General features: G+C 66.7%; 19 protein-coding genes. 4 read left to right on the forward strand and 15 right to left on the reverse strand.

What is annotated here, in order from left to right; all coding sequences use genetic code 11:
• Window positions 1-154: 154 nt before the first annotated feature.
• The 4 genes from clpB to B9C43_RS15165 form a co-directional block, all read right to left on the reverse strand.
• Window positions 155-2,740, reverse strand: coding sequence for an ATP-dependent chaperone ClpB (clpB, locus tag B9C43_RS15150; protein WP_084427019.1), 2,586 nt, complete (start codon window positions 2,738-2,740; stop codon window positions 155-157).
• A gap of 241 nt (window positions 2,741-2,981) precedes the next feature.
• Window positions 2,982-3,428 carry a MarR family winged helix-turn-helix transcriptional regulator gene (locus B9C43_RS15155; protein WP_084427021.1) on the reverse strand — a complete coding sequence of 149 codons (447 nt, stop codon included), beginning with the start codon at window positions 3,426-3,428 and terminating at the stop codon, window positions 2,982-2,984.
• Between the two features lie 42 nt (window positions 3,429-3,470).
• Entirely contained in the window at window positions 3,471-3,938 is a 468-nt protein-coding gene (locus B9C43_RS15160) for a MarR family winged helix-turn-helix transcriptional regulator (RefSeq protein WP_033382321.1), read from the reverse strand.
• Window positions 3,939-4,089: 151 nt separating this feature from the next.
• On the reverse strand, window positions 4,090-4,863 hold the full coding sequence (locus tag B9C43_RS15165; RefSeq protein WP_084427023.1) for a pyridoxamine 5'-phosphate oxidase family protein: 774 nt from the start codon (window positions 4,861-4,863) through the stop codon (window positions 4,090-4,092).
• A gap of 331 nt (window positions 4,864-5,194) precedes the next feature.
• Here B9C43_RS15165 and B9C43_RS15170 point away from each other — a divergent pair, with 331 nt between their 5' ends.
• The gene (locus B9C43_RS15170) at window positions 5,195-6,298 is read left to right on the forward strand and encodes an FAD-binding oxidoreductase (RefSeq protein ID WP_084428171.1); all 1,104 of its coding nucleotides are present in this window, start codon (window positions 5,195-5,197) and stop codon (window positions 6,296-6,298) included.
• 149 nt (window positions 6,299-6,447) lie between these two features.
• Here B9C43_RS15170 and B9C43_RS15175 read toward each other — a convergent pair whose 3' ends face one another.
• The 10 genes from B9C43_RS15175 to B9C43_RS15220 form a co-directional block, all read right to left on the reverse strand.
• Entirely contained in the window at window positions 6,448-6,900 is a 453-nt protein-coding gene (locus B9C43_RS15175; RefSeq protein WP_037259734.1) for a heat shock protein transcriptional repressor HspR, read from the reverse strand.
• Complete coding sequence (gene dnaJ / locus B9C43_RS15180; RefSeq protein WP_033382331.1) at window positions 6,901-8,070, reverse strand: molecular chaperone DnaJ; 1,170 nt, start codon at window positions 8,068-8,070, stop codon at window positions 6,901-6,903.
• A 24-nt stretch (window positions 8,071-8,094) separates the two neighbouring features.
• Complete coding sequence (grpE, locus tag B9C43_RS15185; RefSeq protein WP_051895222.1) at window positions 8,095-8,811, reverse strand: nucleotide exchange factor GrpE; 717 nt, start codon at window positions 8,809-8,811, stop codon at window positions 8,095-8,097.
• Window positions 8,808-10,661 carry a molecular chaperone DnaK gene (dnaK, locus tag B9C43_RS15190; RefSeq protein ID WP_084427025.1) on the reverse strand — a complete coding sequence of 618 codons (1,854 nt, stop codon included), beginning with the start codon at window positions 10,659-10,661 and terminating at the stop codon, window positions 8,808-8,810. The genes grpE and dnaK overlap by 4 nt, the downstream gene beginning before the upstream one ends.
• A gap of 151 nt (window positions 10,662-10,812) precedes the next feature.
• Window positions 10,813-11,655, reverse strand: a complete 843-nt coding sequence (locus tag B9C43_RS15195) for a DUF4097 family beta strand repeat-containing protein (protein WP_084427027.1) — start codon at window positions 11,653-11,655, stop codon at window positions 10,813-10,815.
• Between the two features lie 250 nt (window positions 11,656-11,905).
• On the reverse strand, window positions 11,906-14,254 hold the full coding sequence (locus B9C43_RS15200) for a glycoside hydrolase family 65 protein (RefSeq protein ID WP_084427029.1): 2,349 nt from the start codon (window positions 14,252-14,254) through the stop codon (window positions 11,906-11,908).
• Window positions 14,241-14,978 carry an HAD family hydrolase gene (locus tag B9C43_RS15205; RefSeq protein WP_033382336.1) on the reverse strand — a complete coding sequence of 246 codons (738 nt, stop codon included), beginning with the start codon at window positions 14,976-14,978 and terminating at the stop codon, window positions 14,241-14,243. The genes B9C43_RS15200 and B9C43_RS15205 overlap by 14 nt, the downstream gene beginning before the upstream one ends.
• A gap of 30 nt (window positions 14,979-15,008) precedes the next feature.
• Window positions 15,009-16,124 (reverse strand): serine hydrolase domain-containing protein, encoded by a 1,116-nt coding sequence (locus B9C43_RS15210; protein WP_084427032.1) that lies wholly within the window; start codon window positions 16,122-16,124, stop codon window positions 15,009-15,011.
• Between the two features lie 61 nt (window positions 16,125-16,185).
• A complete protein-coding gene (locus B9C43_RS15215) occupies window positions 16,186-16,752 on the reverse strand; it encodes a TetR/AcrR family transcriptional regulator (protein ID WP_033382338.1) in 567 nt (188 codons plus the stop codon).
• A complete protein-coding gene (locus tag B9C43_RS15220) occupies window positions 16,749-17,075 on the reverse strand; it encodes a DMT family transporter (RefSeq protein WP_033382339.1) in 327 nt (108 codons plus the stop codon). Before B9C43_RS15220 ends, B9C43_RS15215 begins: the two co-directional genes overlap by 4 nt.
• A 104-nt stretch (window positions 17,076-17,179) precedes the next feature.
• Here B9C43_RS15220 and B9C43_RS15225 point away from each other — a divergent pair, with 104 nt between their 5' ends.
• The 3 genes from B9C43_RS15225 to B9C43_RS15235 all read left to right on the forward strand — a co-directional run bounded on the left by B9C43_RS15225 (window position 17,180) and on the right by B9C43_RS15235 (window position 21,239).
• Window positions 17,180-19,357 (forward strand): (Fe-S)-binding protein, encoded by a 2,178-nt coding sequence (locus tag B9C43_RS15225; RefSeq protein WP_084427034.1) that lies wholly within the window; start codon window positions 17,180-17,182, stop codon window positions 19,355-19,357.
• The gene (locus B9C43_RS15230) at window positions 19,357-20,097 is read left to right on the forward strand and encodes a class I SAM-dependent methyltransferase (RefSeq protein ID WP_084427036.1); all 741 of its coding nucleotides are present in this window, start codon (window positions 19,357-19,359) and stop codon (window positions 20,095-20,097) included. Before B9C43_RS15225 ends, B9C43_RS15230 begins: the two co-directional genes overlap by 1 nt.
• 137 nt (window positions 20,098-20,234) lie before the next feature.
• Window positions 20,235-21,239, forward strand: coding sequence for a cation diffusion facilitator family transporter (locus B9C43_RS15235; protein ID WP_084427038.1), 1,005 nt, complete (start codon window positions 20,235-20,237; stop codon window positions 21,237-21,239).
• Here B9C43_RS15235 and B9C43_RS15240 read toward each other — a convergent pair.
• Window positions 21,216-22,088 carry an alpha/beta fold hydrolase gene (locus B9C43_RS15240; protein WP_033382343.1) on the reverse strand — a complete coding sequence of 291 codons (873 nt, stop codon included), beginning with the start codon at window positions 22,086-22,088 and terminating at the stop codon, window positions 21,216-21,218. The genes B9C43_RS15235 and B9C43_RS15240 overlap by 24 nt on opposite strands.
• Window positions 22,089-22,171: the final 83 nt, after the last annotated feature.

Raw genomic sequence — 22,171 nt, forward strand, 5'->3', positions numbered from 1 at the left:
CAGTCAGAGACTAGCGGACATCGGGAGTGAGGATCATTTGGCAGCCGACGCGTGTCCACCGCGGCCGAACCGGAACGTGCGTTTCCCGGTGCCACAAAGGCCGACACACCGTGCCGCGAAGTGCGACACGGTGTGTCGGAACGGTGGACACGGCTTACGCGGCCCGGGTCACCACCAGGCCCGTCGAATCGTCCGTCACGTCCACATTGACCTTGTTTCCGTCGGTGATCTCGCCGGCCAGCAGCTTCTTCGCCAGCTGGTCGCCGATCGCCGAGGAGACCAGGCGCCGCAACGGGCGTGCGCCGTAGACCGGGTCGAACCCGTTGAGGGCCAACCAATCACGAGCCGACGGGGTGACGTCGAGGGTCAGCCTGCGCTGGGACAGCCTGCGGCTCAGCCGGTCGATCTGGATGTCCACGATCGAGGTCAGTTCCTCGGTCGCCAGCTGGTGGAAGACCACGACGTCGTCCAGCCGGTTGAGGAACTCCGGCTTGAAGTGCCGTTGCACCACCGACAGCACCGCGTCCTTGCGCTGCTGCTCGGTCAACGTCCCGTCCGCAATCGCTTGCGAGCCCAGGTTGGAGGTCATCACCAGGATCGTGTTGCGGAAGTCGACCGTGCGGCCTTGGCCGTCGGTCAGCCTGCCGTCGTCGAGCACCTGCAGCAGCACGTCGAACACGTCCGGGTGAGCCTTCTCGACCTCGTCGAGCAGCACGACGCTGTATGGGCGCCGCCGCACTGACTCGGTCAGCTGGCCGCCCTGGTCGTAACCGACGTAGCCGGGCGGGGCACCGACGAGCCGCGCCACCGAGTGCTTCTCGGCGTACTCGCTCATGTCGATGCGGATCATTGCCCGCTCGTCGTCGAACAGGAACTCCGCCAGCGCCTTGGCCAGCTCGGTCTTGCCGACCCCGGTCGGGCCAAGGAACAGGAACGACCCAGTCGGCCGGTCCGGGTCCGCGACTCCGGCACGCGAGCGGCGGACCGCGTCGGACACCACGCGCACGGCCTCGGCCTGGCCGACGACCCGCCTGCTGAGCTCGTCCTCCATCCGCAGCAGCTTCGCGGTCTCGCCTTCGAGCATCCGGCCCGCCGGGATGCCGGTCCACGCGGACACGACCTCGGCGACGTCGTCCGGGCCGACCTCTTCCTTGAGCATCACGGTCTCGGTCTTGGTCGACTCCGTGGCTGCCTCGAGCTCCTTCTCCAGCGCGGGAATCCGGCCGTAGCGCAGCTCAGCGGCCCTGCCGAGGTCGCCGTCGCGCTCGGCACGCTCCGACTCGCCACGCAGGTTCTCCAGCTGTTCCTTCAGCTCACGGGTCTTCTCGATCGAGCCCTTCTCGTTCTGCCACCTCGCGGTCAGCGCGGACAGGGCCTCACGCTTCTCGGCCAGTTCGGCACGCAACGCCGAAAGCCGCTGCTTGGACGCCGGGTCCTCCTCCTTGGCCAGCGCCATCTCCTCGATCTCCAGGCGCCGCACGGCCCGTTCGACCTCGTCGATCTCGACCGGCCGGGAGTCGATCTCCATCCGCAGCCGGGACGCGGCCTCGTCGATCAGGTCGATCGCCTTGTCCGGCAGGAACCGGGCGGTGATGTAGCGGTCGGAGAGGGCCGCCGCGGACACCAGAGCGGCGTCGGTGATCCGGACACCGTGGTGCACCTCGTAGCGCTCCTTGAGGCCACGCAGGATGCCGATGGTGTCCTCGACAGTCGGCTCGCCGACGAGCACCTGCTGGAACCGGCGCTCCAGCGCGGGGTCCTTCTCGATGTGCTCGCGGTACTCGTCCAACGTGGTGGCACCGACCATGCGCAGCTCGCCACGGGCCAGCATCGGCTTGATCATGTTGCCGGCGTCCATCGCGCCCTCACCGGTCGCGCCCGCGCCGACGATGGTGTGCAGCTCGTCGATGAACGTGACCACCTGGCCTGCGGAGTCGGTGATCTCCTTGAGCACGGCCTTGAGCCGCTCCTCGAACTCACCGCGGAACTTCGCACCGGCCACCATCGAGCCGAGGTCCAGAGCGACGACTCGCTTGCCACGCAAGGATTCCGGCACGTCACCGGCGATGATGCGCTGAGCGAGGCCTTCCACGATGGCGGTCTTGCCGACACCGGGCTCACCGATCAGCACCGGGTTGTTCTTGGTACGACGGGAAAGCACCTGCACAACGCGGCGGATCTCGGCGTCGCGGCCGATCACCGGGTCGAGCTCGCCCTTGCGCGCCCGGTCGGTGAGGTCGACGCCGTACTTCTCCAGCGCCTGGTAGGTGCCCTCGGGGTCTGGGCTGGTCACCCGGGCGGAGCCGCGAACCTTGGTGAACGCGTCCTTGAGGGCTTCGGGGGTCGCACCGTGCCTGCGCAGCAGCTCACCGACCGGGCCACGCTCGTAGGCAAGGCCGTACAGGACGTGCTCGGTGGAGACGTATTCGTCGCCCATCTCGGTCGCGAGCTTCTGCGCCTGGCTCAGCGACCGGGCTGCCTGGCCGTTCAGGTTCGGCGTCGACACGGTCGCGCCGGTAGCCGACGGCAGACTCGCGACGATCTTCTCCAGTTCCTTGCCGATCACCGCAGGATCCGCCCCGACCGCCGTCAGCAGCGGCGCCGTCAGCCCGTCACCCTGCGCGAGCAGGGCAGCGAGCAGGTGCGCCGGCGAGACGTCCGGGTTCCCGGCGACCGTGGCCGCCTGAACCGCGGCGGAGACCGCCTGCTGGGTCTTCGTGGTCGGGTTGAATGCGTCCATCCCTCACCTCAGTACGCGTTGATGCCCTTGTGCCAGCTTCCCGCAGAAGCTGTCGTAATGCTTAACGTCAGAAAAGTTGAGCCTGTTCCGCTCAACCCAGTTTCACTCACATGTACCAACGCGGTTGTCCACACGAAGTGCCCAGTTGTCCACAAACCGCAGGTCGCTATCCACAGCCCGCCGAGATGACGAAATGATCAAGCGGCCGTCCGGGTGTAACCGGTTTCGACCTGGGTGACCCTCAGCTCGACAGCCGGCTCCGCAAGGCGGCGTTGATCCGCTCCAGGTGCTCGGTGGCGGCTGTGACCTCGTCGGCGTCCCAGTCGCTCAGCGCCTCGGCCATGGCGTCCACCTGGCGCTGACGCCACTGTTCGAGGACCTTCTCGCCCTCCGGCGTCACGCTCAGCAAGGCGGCGCGGCGGTCCTCAGGTGCACGGCGGCGCTCGATCAGGCCGAGCTTCTCAAGCTGAGCGGCCTGCCTGCTGACCACGGACGCGTCGACGAAACGCAGTTCGGCGAGATCGGAGACCCGAGATTCGCCCCGGTAGGCCAGTTCGGCGAGCAGCTTGCCCGCGCCAGGCTGCACCCTGGTCTCTTCCCAGCTGCGCATGGTGGTGGCGTGCTGGACCTCCATCAACGACCGGACCTGCCGGATCAAGCCGATGTAGTCCTCGGGAGTGGGCTTCATCGCCGAACCTCCACCATTGGTTGCCTAATACAACTATAGCGGCTAGAGGTCCTGATTCAGCTTGCCCAGCAGGGCGGAGAAGGTTGTGATCTCGTCGGTCGGCCAGCGGTCCAAGATCGCGTGCAACCGGGCGCGGCGGTCGTTGCGGACGGTGGCGAGACGCTCGGTGCCGCCGTCGGTGAGTTGGACCAGGCGAGCGCGGCCATCGTGTGGGTCGGCGACGCGCTCGACCAGCTCCAGCTCTTCGAGCCGGGCGATCTGGCGACTTATTGTCGACTTGTCCAAGCCGGTGCGCTCGACCACGTCGGCCGCGCGCACCGGCCCGATGTCACCGAGGTGCAAAAGCAGCGCGTAGCAGGCCGCGTCCAGCTCCGGGTGGACCCGGGCGGCCAGGCTCAACGAGATGCTGCGGGCCCGTCCGAACAGCACAGACAGCTCGCGCTCCAGTGCGCGCGTCGCGGACTCCCGGTCACCAGCTGGCTCATCTGGTGGCTTGGCCGCGCCGGTCATTTACGCCTCGCAACACGCCCGGCGCCGCCCCGGCGATCACAGCACCCAACTGCTTCGCGGCGCCGGCTGCGTGGGGCGAGGTGGAAATGGCCGGCTTTCGGCGGCCAAGCCCGTCCGAGCGAAGCGAGGACAATTCGACACTGCGTGCTGTTCACTGCCCGGAAGTGTGCACCACCTGCTGCCATGGCTTCGGCGTGGCCTTCGCTGCGAAGTAGTCGCCGCCCTTGCGCTTGGCGTCGTCGGTGCCCCAGTCACGGGTCCGCTCGACCGGCTGCAGGTGCGGGATGTGCTTGCGGCAGTGGATGTAGGCCTCTTCCACCTCGACGACGACCCAGCGCTCGGGGGTGCGGCCACGGTCGTACTCGGCGGGGATGTCCGGGTGGCGGACGCGCATGTCGGCGTCCTCGACCACCCTGGCCCTGCCGTTGACGTGCAGGCCGATCAGGTCGCGGACGAAGTCGACCATCAGGATCGCCAGGTGCGGGTTCTCACTGATGTTGCCGAGACTGGCGTGCACGCCGTTGCCCCGGTACTCCGGGTAGGCGATGTGCTTGGCGTCGAGCACCTGCAGGAAGCCTGGCGGACCCGCGCGGAACGACGAGTCACACTCGCCCTTGGCGTCCGCGCTGGCGATGAAGGCCATCTCCATCCGGCCGATGAACTCGATCATCGCCTCGTTGAGGTGGTCGAGCATCTGGTTGTCGTAGAACTTCTTGGCACGGTCGCGGCTGCCGAACGCACACTGGAGGAGATGTTCACCACGCGAACCAGGCAAGTGATCAGACTCATGATCAGCGAGCGGATCGGCGATGTCGGTGCTCACGACCGCGAGATTCGGCCGTGACCGGGGTGGTGGCTCCGCCAGTTCGAGGTCCAGCAGGTGCGCCTCGGCGGTGCCGGTGGGGGTCGGGGTTGCGGAAGGCACGCGCGTAACAGTTTCATATCAAGGGACGAGCGCCCAGCTCGGCCATCGGTTGTCCACCGGAAGAGGGAATACGGAGAACTTTCCGTCACGCACAAGTACACGAAGGTGGCATCAAGGCGGACATCTCACGAGAATCGGGTTACTGTCCAACCCTGTCGGGGGATGGATGCATGAGTAGACCGTGACGCCCATCAAGACGTCTGAGCCAGAGGTTGGAGTCCGTGCCCCGACCATGACCGCAAACGCCGTAGTGAGCCCGATACCCCAGACCCCGAAGCCCGCCAGTCCCGCCACGATGCGGTCGGCGGACGCCGCGTCCGGCGCGGCCGCGATGGTGCGGCTGATCCGGGAGAGCTTCGCCGTCGTCGAGCCCAAAGCCGACGAGGTGGCGAAGTTCTTCTACGGGATGCTGTTCAGCCTGTCACCGAACGCGCGCGAGATGTTCCCCGCCAACATGGAGGTCCAGCGCTCGCGCCTGCTGCGCGCGCTCGTGCACATCGTCCAGCTGGTCGACCGGCCGGACGACCTCAACCCGTTCCTCCGCCAGCTCGGCCGCGACCACCGCAAGTTCGGTGTGATCAGCGCCCACTACGAGGCGGTCGGCACGGCGTTGATCGCGGCGGTGAAGAAGTTCTCCGGCAAGTCGTGGACCGACGAGATCGAGCGCGCCTGGGCCGAGGCCTACACGATCATGGCCCGCGCGATGCTCGACTCGGCCAACACCGACGACGGGCCCGCGTGGTGGCCCGCGACCGTCGTCGCCCACCACCGCATCGGCTACGACCTCGCCGTGGTGACCGTCCAAACGGACCACCCGATGCCGTACCAGCCCGGGCAGTACGTGAGCGTGGAGACCCCGCACCGCCCCAGGCTGTGGCGCTACCTCTCCCCGGCCAACGCGCCACGCGAGGACGGGACGATCGACTTCCACATCCGGACGGTCGACGGCGGCTGGGTCAGCCGGGCGATCGTCGGGCACACGCAGATCGGCGAGACCTGGCGGATCGGCCCGCCACTCGGCCGGATGAGCGTGGACAGGGAGAACACCAGGGACTTAGTCATGGTCGCCGGCGGGACAGGTCTCGCTCCCATGCGGGCGATCATCGACGAGCTGAGCCAGTGGGGCGAGAACCCGCGCGTGCACCTGTTCTACGGTGGACGCGTTTTGTCCGATCTGTACGACCTGCAGAACCTGCAGCGCCTGGCCGCCACCAACCCGTGGCTGACAGTCGTGCCCGTTCTGGAGTCCGAACCGGACGCCACTGGGGTGGAACACGGGACACTTGCCGACGTCGTCACCCGCTATGGCGCCTGGGCCGACCGGGACGTCCTGGTCAGCGGATCACCCGGGATGATCAGGTCGACGGTGTCGCGAATGCTCGTCGCGGGCACGCCGCTGGACCACATCACGTACGACCCGTTCACACTGGACTAGGTCACCGACGGGTTCACATGCCCTGGGGTGCGGCGATTCCCGCTCGGTCGCCGGGCGGGCTCACGGCCGGATCGTTCCTCGGCCGCCGGTTCGGCCGCAGACATGCGACCAGCCTTGAACCTCGCGAGTGAGGCCAAGGCTGGGAATGATCAGCCGCGGCGAGGCTGGGGCTTCCAGACCACCAGAGCGGTTTTCGGCTTGTGTACCGGCACGAGTTCGTGCCGATAGGACTTGTGCACAGCTGCGGCGGCTTGCTCGGCTGCCGCGTACGCGGCGGCCAGTTCGTGCGTGAGTTCTTCGACGCGGGCCTGCAATGCGGTCACCTGGTTCTCCAGGTGGATGATCCGCTTGATGCCCGCGAGGTTCACGCCTTCCTCCTGGGACAGACGCTGAACCTCGCGGAGCACCGCGATGTCACGCATCGAGTACCTGCGCCCGCCGCCTGAGGTCCGGCCGGGTGAGACCAGGCCCAGGCGGTCGTAGCTGCGCAGGGTCTGCGCGTGCAGGCCGGACAGCTGTGCGGCCACCGAGATCACGAAGATCGGGGTGTCCTCGTCCGCGTTCGCCGGGAAGGGGACACCGCTGGGAAACGAGGGCATCATCTACTCGCTCCTCTGCTTCAGCATCGCCGTCAACTCCGGCCGGGGGTCTTGGTCCGAAGTCGCCTTCGCGTACTCCTCCATCGCGGCCTTGGCCTCGTCGGAGAGTTTGTTCGGCACCGCCACCTGCACGGTGACCAGCAAGTCGCCCGCGACACCGTCACGTTTGACGACGCCCTTGCCACGGACACGGAACACCCTGCCATTGGCTGTACCCGGGGCCACGCGCAACGACACCTTGCCGTCCAGTGTGGGCACGGTCAGCGTGGTGCCGAGTGCCAACTCCTGGAACGTGACCGGCACGGTGATGGTCACGTCGTTGCCTGAGCGGCCGAACACGGCGTGCGGGGTGACGTGCACGCGCACGTACAGGTCACCGGCGTGCCCGCCGTTCTGGCCGGGTTCGCCCTGTTCGGCCAGTCTGATCTTCTGGTCGTCCTCCACGCCCGGCGGAATACGAACAGTCAACGTGCGGCTCTTGGTGCTCACGCCGTCGCCGCCGCACTCGGGGCACGGGTCGTCGACGATCCGGCCGGTGCCACGGCAGTCGCGGCACGGCTCGCTGAATGCGAAAGCGCCTTGGCTGCGCGTGATCAGGCCCGCGCCGTTACACGTCGGACAGGTGCGGGGGTGGGTGCCCGGCCGGGCACCGTTGCCGCCACACGTGCCACATGTGGACGGGCTGGACAGTCGCAAGGGGACAGTCGCACCGCGGATCGCTTCCAGGAAGTCGATCCGGATCTCGGTGTCCACGTCCGCACCGCGCCGGGGTCTGCCCGCGGTCGATCCCTGGCCGCGCCTGCCGAACAGGCCGCCGAGGATGTCACCGAGGCCGCTGAAGCTGCCGCCGGCGCCTTGTGCGTTGGCGCCGCCGAAGATGTCGCTGACATCGAAGCCGCCGCCCGCGCCGCCACTGCCGAACCCGCGCAGCCCGCCGCCGAACAGCCGGCGAGCCTCGTCGTACTGCTTACGCTTCTCGGGGTCACCGATCACGCCGTACGCCTCGGACACCGCCTTGAACCGCGTCTCTGCCTCGGTGTTGCCCGGGTTGGCGTCCGGGTGCAACTCCCTGGCCAGCTTGCGGTAGGCCTTCTTGATGTCCGCGTCCGTCGCGCTGGACGAGACGCCCAGCTCACGGTAGAAGTCCTTGTCGATCCAGTCCCTCGCGCTCACCGGACGTCCCCTCCCTTCTGTTCTTTAGTTCCGGTCCGCCGAACCATCAGGCTGTCCTTCGGACGGTTCGACCCATTCCTGGGCCTGAGCCGGTGCACCGGGTTCGTGGTCGGTCACGGCCACCAGCGCGGGGCGCAGCGTCCGGTCACCGATCTTGTAGCCGCGGCGCAACACCGCGGTCACGGTCGGGCCTTGCACGTCGGGGGACGTGTCGTGCTGCACGGCCTCGTGCACGGACGGGTCGAACGGCTCGTTCTCGTGGCCGAACGGCTCCAGCCCGACGCGCTGCAAGGTGGCGGTCAGCTTGTCCGCCACAGCCTTGAAGGCGCCGGTCAGGTCGCCGTGTGCGGCCGCCCGCTCGAGGTCGTCGAGGACCGCGAGCAGTTCGTTGACCACCGAGGCCTTGGCACCGGTGATCACGCTCTCGCGGTCGCGGTCCACGCGCTTGCGGTAGTTGGCGTACTCAGCCTGCAGTCGCTGCAGGTCCTTGGTGCGCTCTTCCAACTGGGTCTTCAGCGAGACCTCCTCGCTGACGATTTCCGCTTCGACCTCGGGCACGGCACCACCGTCATCGGTGGCCGCGTGCTTGCCGCCCTCGGGGGCGCCCGCCTCGTCGACGGGCACCTCCTCGGTGACGGTCTTGACCTGACCGGTCTCCGGGTCGATCCGGCGTCGGTCGCGCACTACCACCCTTGGCTCCTCAGCCGAGTTGTTGTTGTCGTGCGGTCCCTGATCGGTCACTTCTTCTCGTCCTCGTCGACGATCTCGGCGTCAACAACGTCGTCCTTCGGCGGGGTACCCGTACCGGCACCGCCGGCCTGAGCACCTTCACCGCCGCCTGCCGCGTTGGCGGACGCGTACATCGCCGCGCCCATCGCCTGCGACTCCTGCGACAGCTTCTCGACCGCGGCCTTGATCTTGGCCGTGTCCTCGCCCTTGAGCGCCTCGTTGGCCTCCGCGATGGCCGCGTTGACCTTGTCCTTGGCGTCGGCCGGGACCTTGTCCTCGTTGTCCTTCAAGAACTTCTCGGTCTGGTAGACCAGCGTCTCGGCCTGGTTGCGGGTCTCGGCCTCCTCGCGGCGGCGCTTGTCCTCCTCGGCGTGTGCCTCGGCGTCCTTGACCATCCGGTCGATGTCCTCCTTGGGCAGCGCCGAGCCGCCCGTGATGGTCATCGACTGCTCCTTGCCGGTGCCCAGGTCCTTCGCGGAGACGTGCACGATGCCGTTCGCGTCGATGTCGAAGGTGACCTCGATCTGCGGGACGCCACGCGGAGCCGGGGGCAGACCGGTCAGGTCGAACGTGCCCAGCTTCTTGTTGTGCACGGCGAACTCACGCTCGCCCTGGAAGACCTGGATGCCGACCGTGGTCTGGTTGTCGTCCGCGGTGGAAAAGATCTCTGAGCGCTTGGTCGGGATGGTGGTGTTGCGCTCGATGAGCTTGGTGAACACGCCACCCTTGGTCTCGATGCCCAGCGACAGCGGGGTCACGTCCAGCAGCAGGACGTCCTTGACCTCACCCTTGAGCACACCGGCCTGCAGCGCGGCACCGACCGCCACGACCTCGTCCGGGTTGACGCCCTTGTTGGGCTCCTTGCCGCCGGTGAGCTCCTTGACCAGCTCGGTCACCGCGGGCATCCGGGTCGAGCCACCGACGAGCACGACGTGGTCGATGTCGCCGAGGTTGATGCTGGCGTCCTTGATCACGTTGTGGAACGGCGCACGGGTGCGGTCCAGCAGGTCGGAGGTGATCCGCTGGAACTCCGCGCGGGTCAGGGTCTCGTCGAGGAACAGCGGGTTCTTGTCCGCGTCCACGGTGATGTACGGCAGGTTGATGTTGGCGCTGGTCGAGCTGGACAGCTCGATCTTCGCCTTCTCAGCGGCCTCGCGGATGCGCTGCAGCGCCATCTTGTCCTTGGTCAGGTCGATGCCGCTGGACTGCTTGAACTTGTCCACCAGCCAGTCGACGATGCGCTGGTCCCAGTCGTCACCACCGAGGTGGTTGTCACCGCTGGTCGCGCGGACCTCGACGACACCGTCGCCGATCTCCAGCAGGGAGACGTCGAAAGTACCGCCACCGAGGTCGAAGACCAGGATGGTCTGCTCTTTCTCGCCCTTGTCCAGGCCGTAGGCCAGGGCGGCCGCCGTCGGCTCGTTCACGATCCGCAGCACGTTGAGGCCGGCGATCTGGCCGGCTTCCTTGGTGGCCTGCCGCTGGGCGTCCTCGAAGTAGGCGGGGACGGTGATGACGGCGTCGGTGATCTGCTCGCCAAGGTAGGACTCGGCGTCGCGCTTGAGCTTCATCAGCACACGCGCGGAGATCTCCTGCGCGGTGTAGCGCTTGCCGTCGATCTCATCGGTCTTCCAGTCGGAGCCGATGTGCCGCTTGACCGAGCGGATGGTGCGGTCCACGTTGGTGACCGCCTGGTTCTTCGCCGGCTGGCCGACGAGCACCTCGCCGTTCTTGGCGAAGGCGACGATGGACGGGGTCGTCCGCGAACCCTCGGAGTTGGCGATGACCGTCGGCTCACCGCCTTCGAGAACGGCGACGACGGAGTTGGTCGTCCCCAGGTCGATGCCGACCGCTCGCGCCATGGAATCCTCCCGGTAGTGTTTCTTCGCCTTGAGCGTATGTGGCTCAAGTCTGCTACCAGGAGTCATCGCCGGTCAAATCAGACTTGAGCGGATGCCGCTCAACCTTCCTGACAGGCCAACGAGCGGGGTGCGGGGTTTGTTCCCCGAAAGATCAGACGCGGTAGTCGACGTGGATGTCGCCGCTGCTCGCGTCCAGGTCAAGCACGTACGGCGACTGCGGGCTGGTGTCGATGTTGACCAGCTTCTCGCCGCTGCTGGTGGTGACGTCCGCCTTGTACATCTGGCCGCGCGGCACGGTCACGTTGATCCGGCCGCTGCTCGCGGTCACCTTGACGCTCTGGGCAGTGGCCATGTCGACCCGGACGTCACCGGACGAGCTCTCCACCGCCGCCTTCCCGCCGATCCCGCTGGCGTTGACCTCGCCGGACCGCGACAGGATGGTGACGTCCCCCTTGACGTCGCTGAGCGTGACGTCCCCGGAGCTCGCGTCGACAACGGCGGACTGGGCGAGGCCGATCAGCTCGACCCGTCCCGAGCCGACGTTGACGGCGACCGGTCCGGAGATGTCCCGGACCCGGATGTCCCCTGACCCGGACCGCACCCCCACCTCGGCCATGCCCGCGACGTCGATCTCGCCCGACCCGACCTCACCCATGATCTTGGCCGCGGCAGGCAACGTGACCTCGTAGTCGATCGAGCAGTTGCGCTGCTTGCAGTTCTCCAGCACCAGCGTGTCCCCCTCGACCCGATGGGTCTGCCCAGGCTGGTTGTTATCTCGGTAGTACACAGTGCGCCGCACGGACGGCGTCGCCCCGGCCCGGATCCGCACGGCCCCCGAACCGTTGTCGATCCGGACCGTGGCGACTTTCTGCGTGAGGTCCGTCGAGTCGCTGAAAGTGTTCGACGAGACCCGGAATCCCTCGCAGCCGGACAGCAGAAGCGTCCCCACGCCGATCGCGCAGACCCCCAGCACAACACGACGAGACAAGTCCATCTTCCGCTCCCCATCCGCTTCTTCGACGACGGTCCAAAACTATTGAGCCGGCCCGGCCCCGGCATCCGGGACCACCCCGAGCCGACCCGGGTAGCCGACCCTGAGTGGATCGTCAGCAAGGAAGTTACGCGTCAGGGCAGTTCGGCGCGCTGGAGTTGCCTTCCGTTCAGACCTTGGTGCTAGCCCTACCCCCGTTCGGATCAGCCTTGCGGGGGAGTTTCATAGTGCCGGAAAGCAGGACACGCCGGTTTCAGCGCGGGCGGCGGCGGGTGGGGGCTCGGCCGTGCGGCTGCTGGGGTGTGGGGTGGTCGGGTGGTCCGGGGATCGGCAGGATCACCGGTTCGGTGCCCAGGGTGAACGGGTCGCCGTGGTGCGACAGGTCCAGTGGTTCGCCCGAGTACAGCCGGTAGGCCGCGCGTTCCGGGCGGATCTCCACGCCGATCTTGCTGCCGCGGAACGTCATCCGGAAGGCGATCTTGGTCAGTTCCGGTGGCAGGCGTGGTGCGAACGTGAGCTTGCCGTGGTGGTCACGCATTCCGCCGAAGCCTGCGACGGCGGCCATCCACGCGCCGGCGAGGGAGGCGATGTGGAGTCCGTTTTGGACGTTGTCGTGCAGGTCGTGCAGGTCTGTCAGCGCGGCTTCGGCGAAGTAGTCGTAGGCCAGTTCGAGGTGTCCGACCTCTGCGGCCATGACGGCCTGGGTGCACGCCGACAACGACGAGTCCCGGACGGTCAGTGCTTCGTAGTACGCGAAGTTGCGGGCTTTTTCCTCGGGGGTGAACTCATCGCCGCACAGGTGCAAAGCAAGCACCAGGTCGGCCTGCTTGACGACCTGCTTGCGGTACAAGTCGAAGTACGGGTAGTTCAGCAGCAGCGGATAGTTCTCCGCCGGGGTGGTGTGGAAGTCCCAGCGGGCGTGGTCGGTGAAGCACTCCGACTGCGGGTGGACCTTGAGTTCCTTGTCGTACAACACAACCATGTCGTCGGCCGCGTCACGCCAGCGGGATGCTTCCTCGGTGTCGACGCCCAGGTCGTGTGCGAGGGACGGGTTGGCCTCGGCGACAGCCGCTGCGGCGCGCAAATTACGGCGTGCCATCAGGTTTGTGTAGACGTTGTTGTCCACGACGGCCGTGTACTCGTCGGGCCCGGTGACGCCGTCGATGCGGAAGCGGCCATGTGTGTCGTGGTGGCCGATGCTCATCCACAGCCGGGCGGTCTCAACGAGCAACTCCACCGCGCATTCGGACTCGAACGGCTTGTCTTGTGTCGCGTACAGGTAGCGCATGACCGCGTCGGCGATGTCGGCATTGATGTGGAACGCCGCCGTGCCCGCAGGCCAGTAGCCGGAGCATTCCTCGCCGTTGATCGAGCGCCATGGGAACGCGGCGCCTTCCTGGCACAGGGTTCTCGCCCTGGCCCGCGCTTTGTCCAAAGTGGAGTAACGCCAGCGCAGTGCGTCGCGGGCCGCGTCCGGGATGGTGTACGTCAGCACCGGCAGGACAAAGGATTCCGTGTCCCAGAAGGCGTGGCCGTCATATCCTGGACCGGTCAGGCCCTTCGCCGGGATCGCCCTGGTCTCACCGCGGGCCCCGGCCTGCAGGACGTGGAACAGCGCGAACCGGACCGCCTGCTGCAGTTCGGCGTCGCCTTCGATCTCGATGTCCGCGGTGTCCCAGAATTCGTCCAAAAAGGACCTTTGTTCGGCGAGCAGGCCGTCCCAGCCGGTCTGCAGTGCGCCGACCAATGCCGCGTCGACTTGTGAACGCAACGCGGGTGACGAGCGTTTGCTGGACCAGCCGTACGCCAGGTATTTGGTGAGCGTCAGCTTGCTGCCCTTGGGCACGTCGGCTGCGACGGTCAGGCGCGCGAGATCGTCTTCGGCCTTGATCTCCGTGCGGATGTTGTCCTCGTCGAGGTGCAGTTCGTGGTCCATGGCCGCGGCCATGCGCAGGTCGGACGCCCGGGTGTGGTGGGCGAGCACCGCCCGATAGCCCCGAGCCGACGCGTGGTCGCTGATCAACGGCTTGTCCAACGCCGCGGCGACCCGGGGATCGGCGGTGCGGGACACCACGGGCTCGTTGGCCAGCAGGTCGGACTGCACCACCAGTTGGATCTTGTCGTCCAGCGGCTCGACGGAGTAGTTGATCGCGGCGATCGCGCGCTGGGTGAACGACACCAGGCGCTCCGAGGTGATCCGCACCCGCCGACCGGTCGGCGACTCCCATACGGTGCGCCGCCGCAGCGTGCCGGACCGGAAGTCCAGGACACGCTCGTGCTCCAGGGCTCGGCCGTAGCGCATGTCGAGCGGTTCGTCCTCGACCAGCAGCCGGATGATCTTGCCGTCGGTCACGTTGACGACCGTCTGCCCGTCCTCCGGGAAGCCGTAGCCTGCCTCGGCGTACGGCAGCCGTCGCTGCTCGTAGAAGCCGTTGAGGTACGTGCCGGGCAGGCCGCGCGGCTCGCCTTCCTCGAACGTGCCGCGCAGTCCGATGTGGCCGTTGGCCAGCGCGAAAGTGGATTCCGTGCGGCGCAACGCATCCAGGTCAAGGCCACGCCAGCGCAACTGCCACGGCGAGATCTCGTAGCTAGGCTTGTCCATCACGCGCCTCCAGCAGTTGGGCGAGGTCCGTCACGACGATGTCGGCGCCGTGCGCGCGCAAGGCGTCCGCCTGGTTCGCGCGATCAACTCCGACAACAAACCCAAACTTCCCATCTCGCCCAGCTTGTACACCTGAGAGCGCGTCCTCGAAGACCGCGGCCTCAGCCGGCAGGACGCCCAAAGCCTTGGCACCGGCCAGAAAGGAGTCCGGCGCCGGCTTGCCGCGCAGCCCTTGGGACACGATCGTCACCCCGTCGACCCTCGCCTCGACGAACTGGCTCAGGTCGGCCGCCTCCAGCACAGCGGCGCCGTTGGCCGACGACGTCACCACACCGATCTTCAGCCCGGCGTCCCGAGCGGCCTCCACGTAGCGGCGGGAACCGGGATACGGCCGCACACCTTCGTTCTGGATGATCGACAGCAGCAGCTCGTTCTTCCGGTTGCCGACCCCGTTGACCGTCTCGGCGCTCGGCGGGTCGTCCGGGCCGCCCTCCGGCAGCTGAATGCCGCGCGACGCGAGGAACGTGCGTACCCCGTCGGCGCGCGGCCTGCCATCGACGTAGTCCAGATAGTCCTGTTCGGTGAAGGGCAGCTGTCCTTCCCGACCGGCGAGGAAGGCGTCGAACGTGCGCTTCCACGCCTGCTTGTGCAGCTCAGCGGTGCCCGTGAGCACTCCGTCGAGATCGAACAGCAGGGCCTTGATCGAATCCGGCAGTCCTATCACAAGAACGAAACTACCGTTCGCGGCGAGATCTCACCGGGTGGCGGCGTCGGCGATTTTCAGCACGATCTGCGGCTGGCCCTCGGTTGACTTCGTGGTCACGTTGACCGAGTACGCCGCCCTGCGGGCCAGGTCACGGGTGGCGAACACGCCGCTGGAGTAGCCGTACCGGCTGCCTGTCTTGCCCCACATGGTCACGCCGTTGAGCGTGATCGTCTGCAAGCCCTGGCTGTACATGGCCGGTCCGCCGTTGTTCACCGTCTCGACGGCGGGCACCTTGAACAGCCGGTCCATCATCGCCGGGCCAAGCAGGCGGCCACGGAACAACGCGGTTATGAACATGTCGAGCTCCGATGCCGTGGAGATCATCCCGCCCGCTGCCCACGGGATCGACTGGTTCATCTCGGTCACGTCGACGAGCTTGCCCTGGACTGTGATGTAGCCGCGTGCGGCGGGGTTCGGCAGGTGCGGGTCGTTGCCGGGTTCGTAGGTGTGGCAAAGGCCGAGTGGGTCGGTGATCCGCTCGCGCAAGGCACGCCGGTAGGACTGGCCGGTGATCTTCTCGACGAGCATCCCGGCCACGATGTAGCTGGTGTTGCTGTACTTCTGCGCTGTCGCGGGGGTGAACTCGTGCGGGTGTTTCGTCGCGGTGGCGAGAACCTCCGCCGGAGTCCAGCTGTCGAACCGGTGGTCGACGACCCACTGCGGGTCGGCCAGTTGCGGGATGTCGATGTGCGGCAGGCCGGAGGTGTGATCCAGCAACGTGTAGACCGGGATCGGCGGATAGTTCGCGGGCAGCACGCCCGGCAGGTACCGCTGCACGGGTGCATCGAGGTCGATCCGGCGTTCCTGGGCCAGTTGGAGCACCAAGACGGCGGTGAAGACCTTGGTGGTACTGCCGATCCGGAAGCTGCCGCGTGGGTTGACCGGGGCGTTGGTCTCCAGGTTGGCGACTCCGGACACGCCGCTGAACTCCCCGGCCCGTCCGGTGATCCGGACCAGCGCGCCCGTTGTCTCGGGGTTCGGTAAGCCCGAGATCGACGCTTTCAGCAAGTCCTCTTTCAGCGGTGGCAGGGTGGTGGCTTGCGCGGGCATCGCGGTCAGCGTGACAGCGGCGGCAGTGGCGAGTGCGACAACGGTTTTTCGCATGCCGTAAGCCTTTCGGCTGACCGCCCGTAAGCCATCAGGGCAGAGCCCTGGCTGATCAAGATCAGGGTTTTGAGGGTCGCATCAGGTATGCGATCACCGGTTCCAGCTCGGCGACGGTGGGCAGCTCGTCGTCGATCAGGCCTTGCATCAACAGACCGTCCATCCCGGCCAGGAACGCCCGGAACGCGACCTCGTCGTCGTGCTGCACAAGGCTTGTCAGCACGTCCAGCCAGAGCCGGGCGGCCGGGCGGAGGGCGGGGTTGCGTGCGGCGTAGAGGTAGAGCTCGTACTCGGCCATGGTGCGGCCGCGCTCCGGGCCGAGCGCCTCGACGATCATCTCGGCGACCTCGCGTGCGCCCTGGCTTCCCCTGATCCTGGCTCGCTCGACCAAGTCACGCACAGCCGTGCTGAAACCGCTCGCGCACTGGGTGAGCGTGGCCGTGAGCAGGTCTTCGAGGCTGGAGAAGTGGTACGTCGTCGAGGTCGTCGGTACCCCGGCCTCCTTGGCGACGGTCCGGTGCGTCACGCCGGCCACACCGTCGCGTTCGATCACCCGGAGAGTCGCCTCGATCAGCTCCTGCCTGCGGCGATCCCCCCGGGCTTTCCTACCGTCCGGTTGTGTGATCAGTGCGCCCTCCCGAGTTCGAGCATCACGACGCCGCCGATGACCAGCAGCAGGCCACCGGCCATCGTCCAGTTGACCGGTTCGGCGAAGAACACCGCCCCGATGGCCGCGACCGCGGCGATGCCTGCGGCGGCCCAGATCGCGTACGCGACCCCAACCGGGAACCCGTCTTTCAGCAGTTTGCCGAGCACGCCGAACGCGACCACGTAGCCGGCCACGACCACGATCGACGGCACCAGCTTGGAGAAGTTCTCGGACAGCTTGAGCGCGGTCGTCGCGGCGACTTCACCGACGATGGCGATCGCTAATAGCAGGTAAGGAGGCACACGACCAAACTAACGGGACGATGGTCCCAATACCAAGGCAATTTGAGCGATCCAGATCACGTGCGACTAGTTACTGGCGAGTAACCCTGGATACCGTCACCGCCATGACAGGCTTGGGGCTGATCCTCGGCATCCTCTGCGTCGTGCTGACCGCGGTCGCGGTCGTCATGACGACCATGACTGTGCGGCGCATGCTCGCCACGATCCGGCTGGGACAGCCGGACTCGACGCGCAACGGCCCCTTCGGCCGTCGTATCCGCGTGATGCTCAAAGAGGTCCTCGGGCACACCCGGATGCTCAAGTGGAGCCACGTCGGTGTGCTGCACTGGTTCGTGATGGCCGGGTTCGGCGGGCTGATCCTGAGCGTCGTCGCCGCGTACGGCGAGGTGTTCGTGCCCGCGTGGGACCTGCCGGTGATCGGCCACTGGGGGCCGTACAACCTGTTCGTCGAGCTGCTGGGGCTGACCACGGTCCTCGGCATCCTCGGCCTGATCTACATCCGGCTGAGCAACCACCCGCGCTTCAAGGGCCGCAAGTCCCGGTTCACCGGCTCGCGGATGGGCCGCGCGTACTTCGTCGAGGCGATCGTGCTGGTCGAAGGCCTTGGTGTGATGGGCATCCGGGCCGCCAAGTACGCCGCGGGCTACTTCGACGTGCCGACCTGGTCCGCGCCGGTGACCAAGCTGATCGGCTCGGTACTGCCCGCCGAGCCCGCGCTGGTGTCGATCTTCGCCGCGATGAAGATCTTCTCCGCGATGGTCTGGCTGATCGTGATCTCGCTGAACACCACGATGGGTGTGGCGTGGCACCGGTTCACCGCGTTCTTCAACATCTACTTCAAGCGCGACGAAGGCACGGCCCTCGGTGCGCTCAAGCCGATGATGAGCGGCGGCAAGCCGCTGGACTTCGAGGAAGCCGATCCGGAGAAGGACGTCTTCGGCGCGGGCAAGATCGAGGACTTCTCGTGGAAGGGCTGGCTGGACTTCACCACGTGCACCGAGTGCGGCCGGTGCCAGTCGCAGTGCCCGGCGTGGAACACCGAGAAACCGTTGTCCCCCAAGATGGTCATCACGCAGCTGCGTGACCACGCCTACGCCAAGGCGCCCTACCTGCTGGCCGGTGGCAAGCGGGACATGGCAGGCGACGAGATCGGCCTGGACTCGCACGCGGGCATCGACGTGCTCGCGTTGGCCGAGTCGGAGAAGGCACTGGTCGGCGACATCATCGACCCGGACGCGCTGTGGTCGTGCACGACCTGCGGTGCCTGTGTCGAGCAGTGCCCGGTGGACATCGAGCACGTCGACCACATCGTCGACATGCGCCGCTACCAGGTGCTGATCGAGTCGAACTTCCCGGCCGAGCTGAACGGGATGTTCAAGAACCTGGAGAACAAGGGCAACCCGTGGGGCCAGAACGCCAAGGACCGCCTGGAGTGGACGAAGGAGCTGGACTTCGAGGTCCCGGTGTACGACGGCACCCAGGACTTCGAGTACCTGTTCTGGGTCGGTTGCGCGGGTGCGTTCGAGGACAAGGCGAAGAAGACCACGCGGGCGGTCGCTGAACTGCTGCACATCGCGGGCGTGAAGTACGTGGTCCTCGGCTCGGAGGAGGCATGCACGGGTGACCCGGCGCGCCGCGCGGGCAACGAGTTCCTGTTCCAGATGCTCGCCCAGCAGAACGTCGAAGTCCTCAACGGGGTGTTCGAGGACCGCAAGGTCCGCAAGATCGTCGCGACGTGTGCGCACTGCTTCAACACCATCGGCAACGAGTATCCGGAACTCGGCTTGACCGTCGAGGTCATGCACCACACGCAGCTGCTGAACCGCCTGGTGCGCGAGCGCAAGCTGGTGCCGGTCGCGCCGGTCGCCGAGGACGTCACGTACCACGACCCGTGCTACTTGGGCCGTCACAACAAGGTTTACGAGGCTCCGCGTGAGCTGATCGAGTCCTCCGGTGTGTCGATGCGGGAGATGCCGCGGCACGCCGACCGCTCGATGTGCTGTGGTGCCGGTGGTGCTCGCATGTGGATGGAAGAGCGGATCGGCAAGCGGATCAACGTCGAGCGGGTGGACGAGGCCCTCGGCACCGCGCCGACGAAGATCGCCACGGGTTGCCCGTTCTGCCGCGTGATGCTCAACGACGGCTTGACCCAGCGCAAGAGCGACGGCATCGCGAACCAGAACGTCGAGGTCGTGGACGTTTCGCAGCTCTTGCTGACAGCCGTGAAACGCGGTCTTCCGCAGCCGGAGAAATCAGATGACGAGGTTCCTACAGTCAGCTAGTGACTACTTCTGACACTCAGCACTGGGAATCGCAGGCAGCCAACTGGATCGAGTGGGCACGCAAGCCAGGGTTCGATGCCTATTGGCATTACCGGGAGAGGTTCTTCGATCTGATACCCGCGCCCGGCGGGGTCACCGTCGACGTCGGGTGCGGCGAAGGCCGCCTCTCCCGGGACCTGGCCGAACGTGGCTATGACGTGACTGGCGTCGAGCCGTCGGGCAGCCTGCGCAAGGCGGCGCAGGAGGCGCACCCGGACGGCAAGTACGTCGCCGGAGAGGCCAAGGACCTGCCTTTTCCCGATGCCTCAGTGGATCTGCTGGTTTCCTACAACATGTTGATGGACGTCGACGACCTCGACGGCGCTTTGCGCGAGTTCGCCCGGGTGATCAAGCCAGGCGGAAGGCTGGCCATCACGATGGTGCACCCGGTCGCCGACTCGATCGGGTTCGACCGGGACGACCCCGAGGCGCCGTTCGTCATCGACGGCTCGTATCTGCGGACTCAGCCGTTCAGCGCGGTGGCCACGAGGGACGGCATCTCGATGCACTTCAGCGGCTGGCACCGGTCGATCACCACGTACTGCGAGGCTTTGTACAAGGCAGGACTGCTGATCGAGACGATCAGGGAACCCATGCCGCACGACGACTCGCCGGCAGCCGGCTGGGACCGGTGGCGCCGGTTCCCAATGTTCATGCAGGTTCTCGCCACCAAGCAGGTGTCCGGTTTGTCCCGTGGCTAAGGCAATTTCCTGTCTCCACTTCGGACGTCCGTGGGTGCACTGGTTGTGGCCGTGCACGCGCAGGTCCCGGCCGCCACACTGGAGGGCATGATCCTGGCGTACCCGACCCTCCACCGCGCGATCGGCGCGGCAGAGCTGTGACCGAGACCAAAGAGGACAAACCGGGCGGCGAGAGCACGCTCACCGTCGTCCTGGCACTGCTGGTCAACCTGGCGATCGCGGTGATGAAGGCGGTCGCCGGGCTGATCACCGGCTCGGCCGCGATGCTCGCCGAGGCGGCACACTCGGTGGCGGACACGTTCACCGAGGCGCTGTTGTTGACCGCGTTGCGCACGTCCGCGCGACCGGCCGACCGCAGGCATCCCTTCGGTTACGGCAAAGAACGCTACTTCTGGTCGCTGCTCGCGGCCGTGTCGATCTTCGTGTCCGGCGCGGTGTTCTCGTTCTACGAAGGCTTCGAAGCGATCTTCGGCCCCACTGTCGAGCAGGAATCGCCGATCATCGCCTACATCGTGCTGGCCATCGCGTTCGCGCTGGAGATGGTGTCGTGGACGCAGGCGGTACGCCAGACTCGCCGGGAAGCCAAGGAGCAGAACCGGACTCTGTTCGAATACCTGCGCCACAGCGACGACCCGACGAGCAAGACGGTGTTGTTCGAAGACTCCGCCGCGTTGATTGGTCTGTTCATCGCGTTCGCGGGCATCGGATTGCACCAGATCACCGGCTCACAGCTGGCGGACGGCATCGCGTCGGTGCTCATTGGTTTGTTGCTCGCGGCGGTGGCGTACCTGTTGAGCCGTACCAACCGGGGTTTGTTGATCGGCCGCCAAGCCGACCCCGTCCTGGTTTTCGCTGTGGGCAAGCGGTTGCGTGCGATACCGGAGGTCGAAGCGGTCGTCGACCTACTGACGATGACCACGGGTACGGACAGCGTGTTGCTGTGCGCCCGGCTTGACTTCGACGACTCGCTGGGCGCGGCGGACCTGGAACGTGCGTGCGTGCGGATCGAGGCGGAGTTGCGGGCCGAGTTCCCGGAACTGACCGAGATCTTCCTGGAACCCGTGCCCCGCAACGATCCTGAGCTGCGTGCCCGAGTGCTCGCGCGGTACGGCCGCGAGCTACATGGTGGCGCCGGTCAGTGACCGCGGATCGCGTGTCCGCCAGGCGCCCCGGTCCACCGCACTGATGAACCTGTCCACAGTGGAGTTGAACAGATCCGGCTCTTCGAGGTTGGCCGTGTGACCGGTTTGCGGGAGCACGGCCAATCCGGATGTCGGAATGGTCCGCTTGAGCATCAAGTCGGGTTCGAGACAGCCTTCGTCCTCGTCACCGACGACGATCAGCACCGGTGTTCGGATCTTCGCCAAGTCGTCTTTCATCGCGTAGAGCGAAGGTCGCGAGGCCTGTACGCCTCGCATGGTCAACGCGGAGCCGAGTGAGTCGTGTCCCGCCAAGGCTTCGGCGAATTCGGCCCAGCCACGCGGGTTCTTGTTCTGGAACTGCACCCGTGCCGGACCAACGGCGTACGTCTTGGCGACCTCAGCGGCCCCTTTGTGTTCGAACGAGTCCGCAGTCGCGTGGCTCTCGGCGCGGAACCCTTCCTGCTTCTCGGGGTGTGCGCCGTAGCCCGCGCCCGCGACCACCGCCGAGACCACTCGGTCCGGATGCTTGAGAGTCAAGTGCAGAGCGGTGAAGCCGCCCATCGACAGGCCAACCACGTGGGCTTTCTTGATTTCCAGGCCGTCGAGCACCGCGATCGCATCCTGGACCGCACGCTGCATCGAGTACGCGCCAGGGTCCTGCGGCACGTCCGAGGGTGGGTAGCCGCGAGCCGAGTACGTGATGCAGCGGTGGGTGTTGGAGAAGTACCGCACCTGCGGTTCCCAGCTGCGGTGGTCACCCGCGAACTCGTGGATGAAGAGCAGCGGGAAGCCGGTCCCGGTCTCCTCGACGTGCAGGTTCACCCCGTCATCAGTCTGGATCGTCGGCACGAGCCCTCCTCGCCAGTTCTTGGCATACCCACTTGGCATACCAGCCTTGTCGATCGCCACCCCAGGATCCACCTCTTGAAATA

The organism is Kibdelosporangium aridum, from assembly GCF_900176515.1.
Taxonomy (GTDB): Bacteria; Actinomycetota; Actinomycetes; order Mycobacteriales; family Pseudonocardiaceae; genus Kibdelosporangium; species Kibdelosporangium aridum.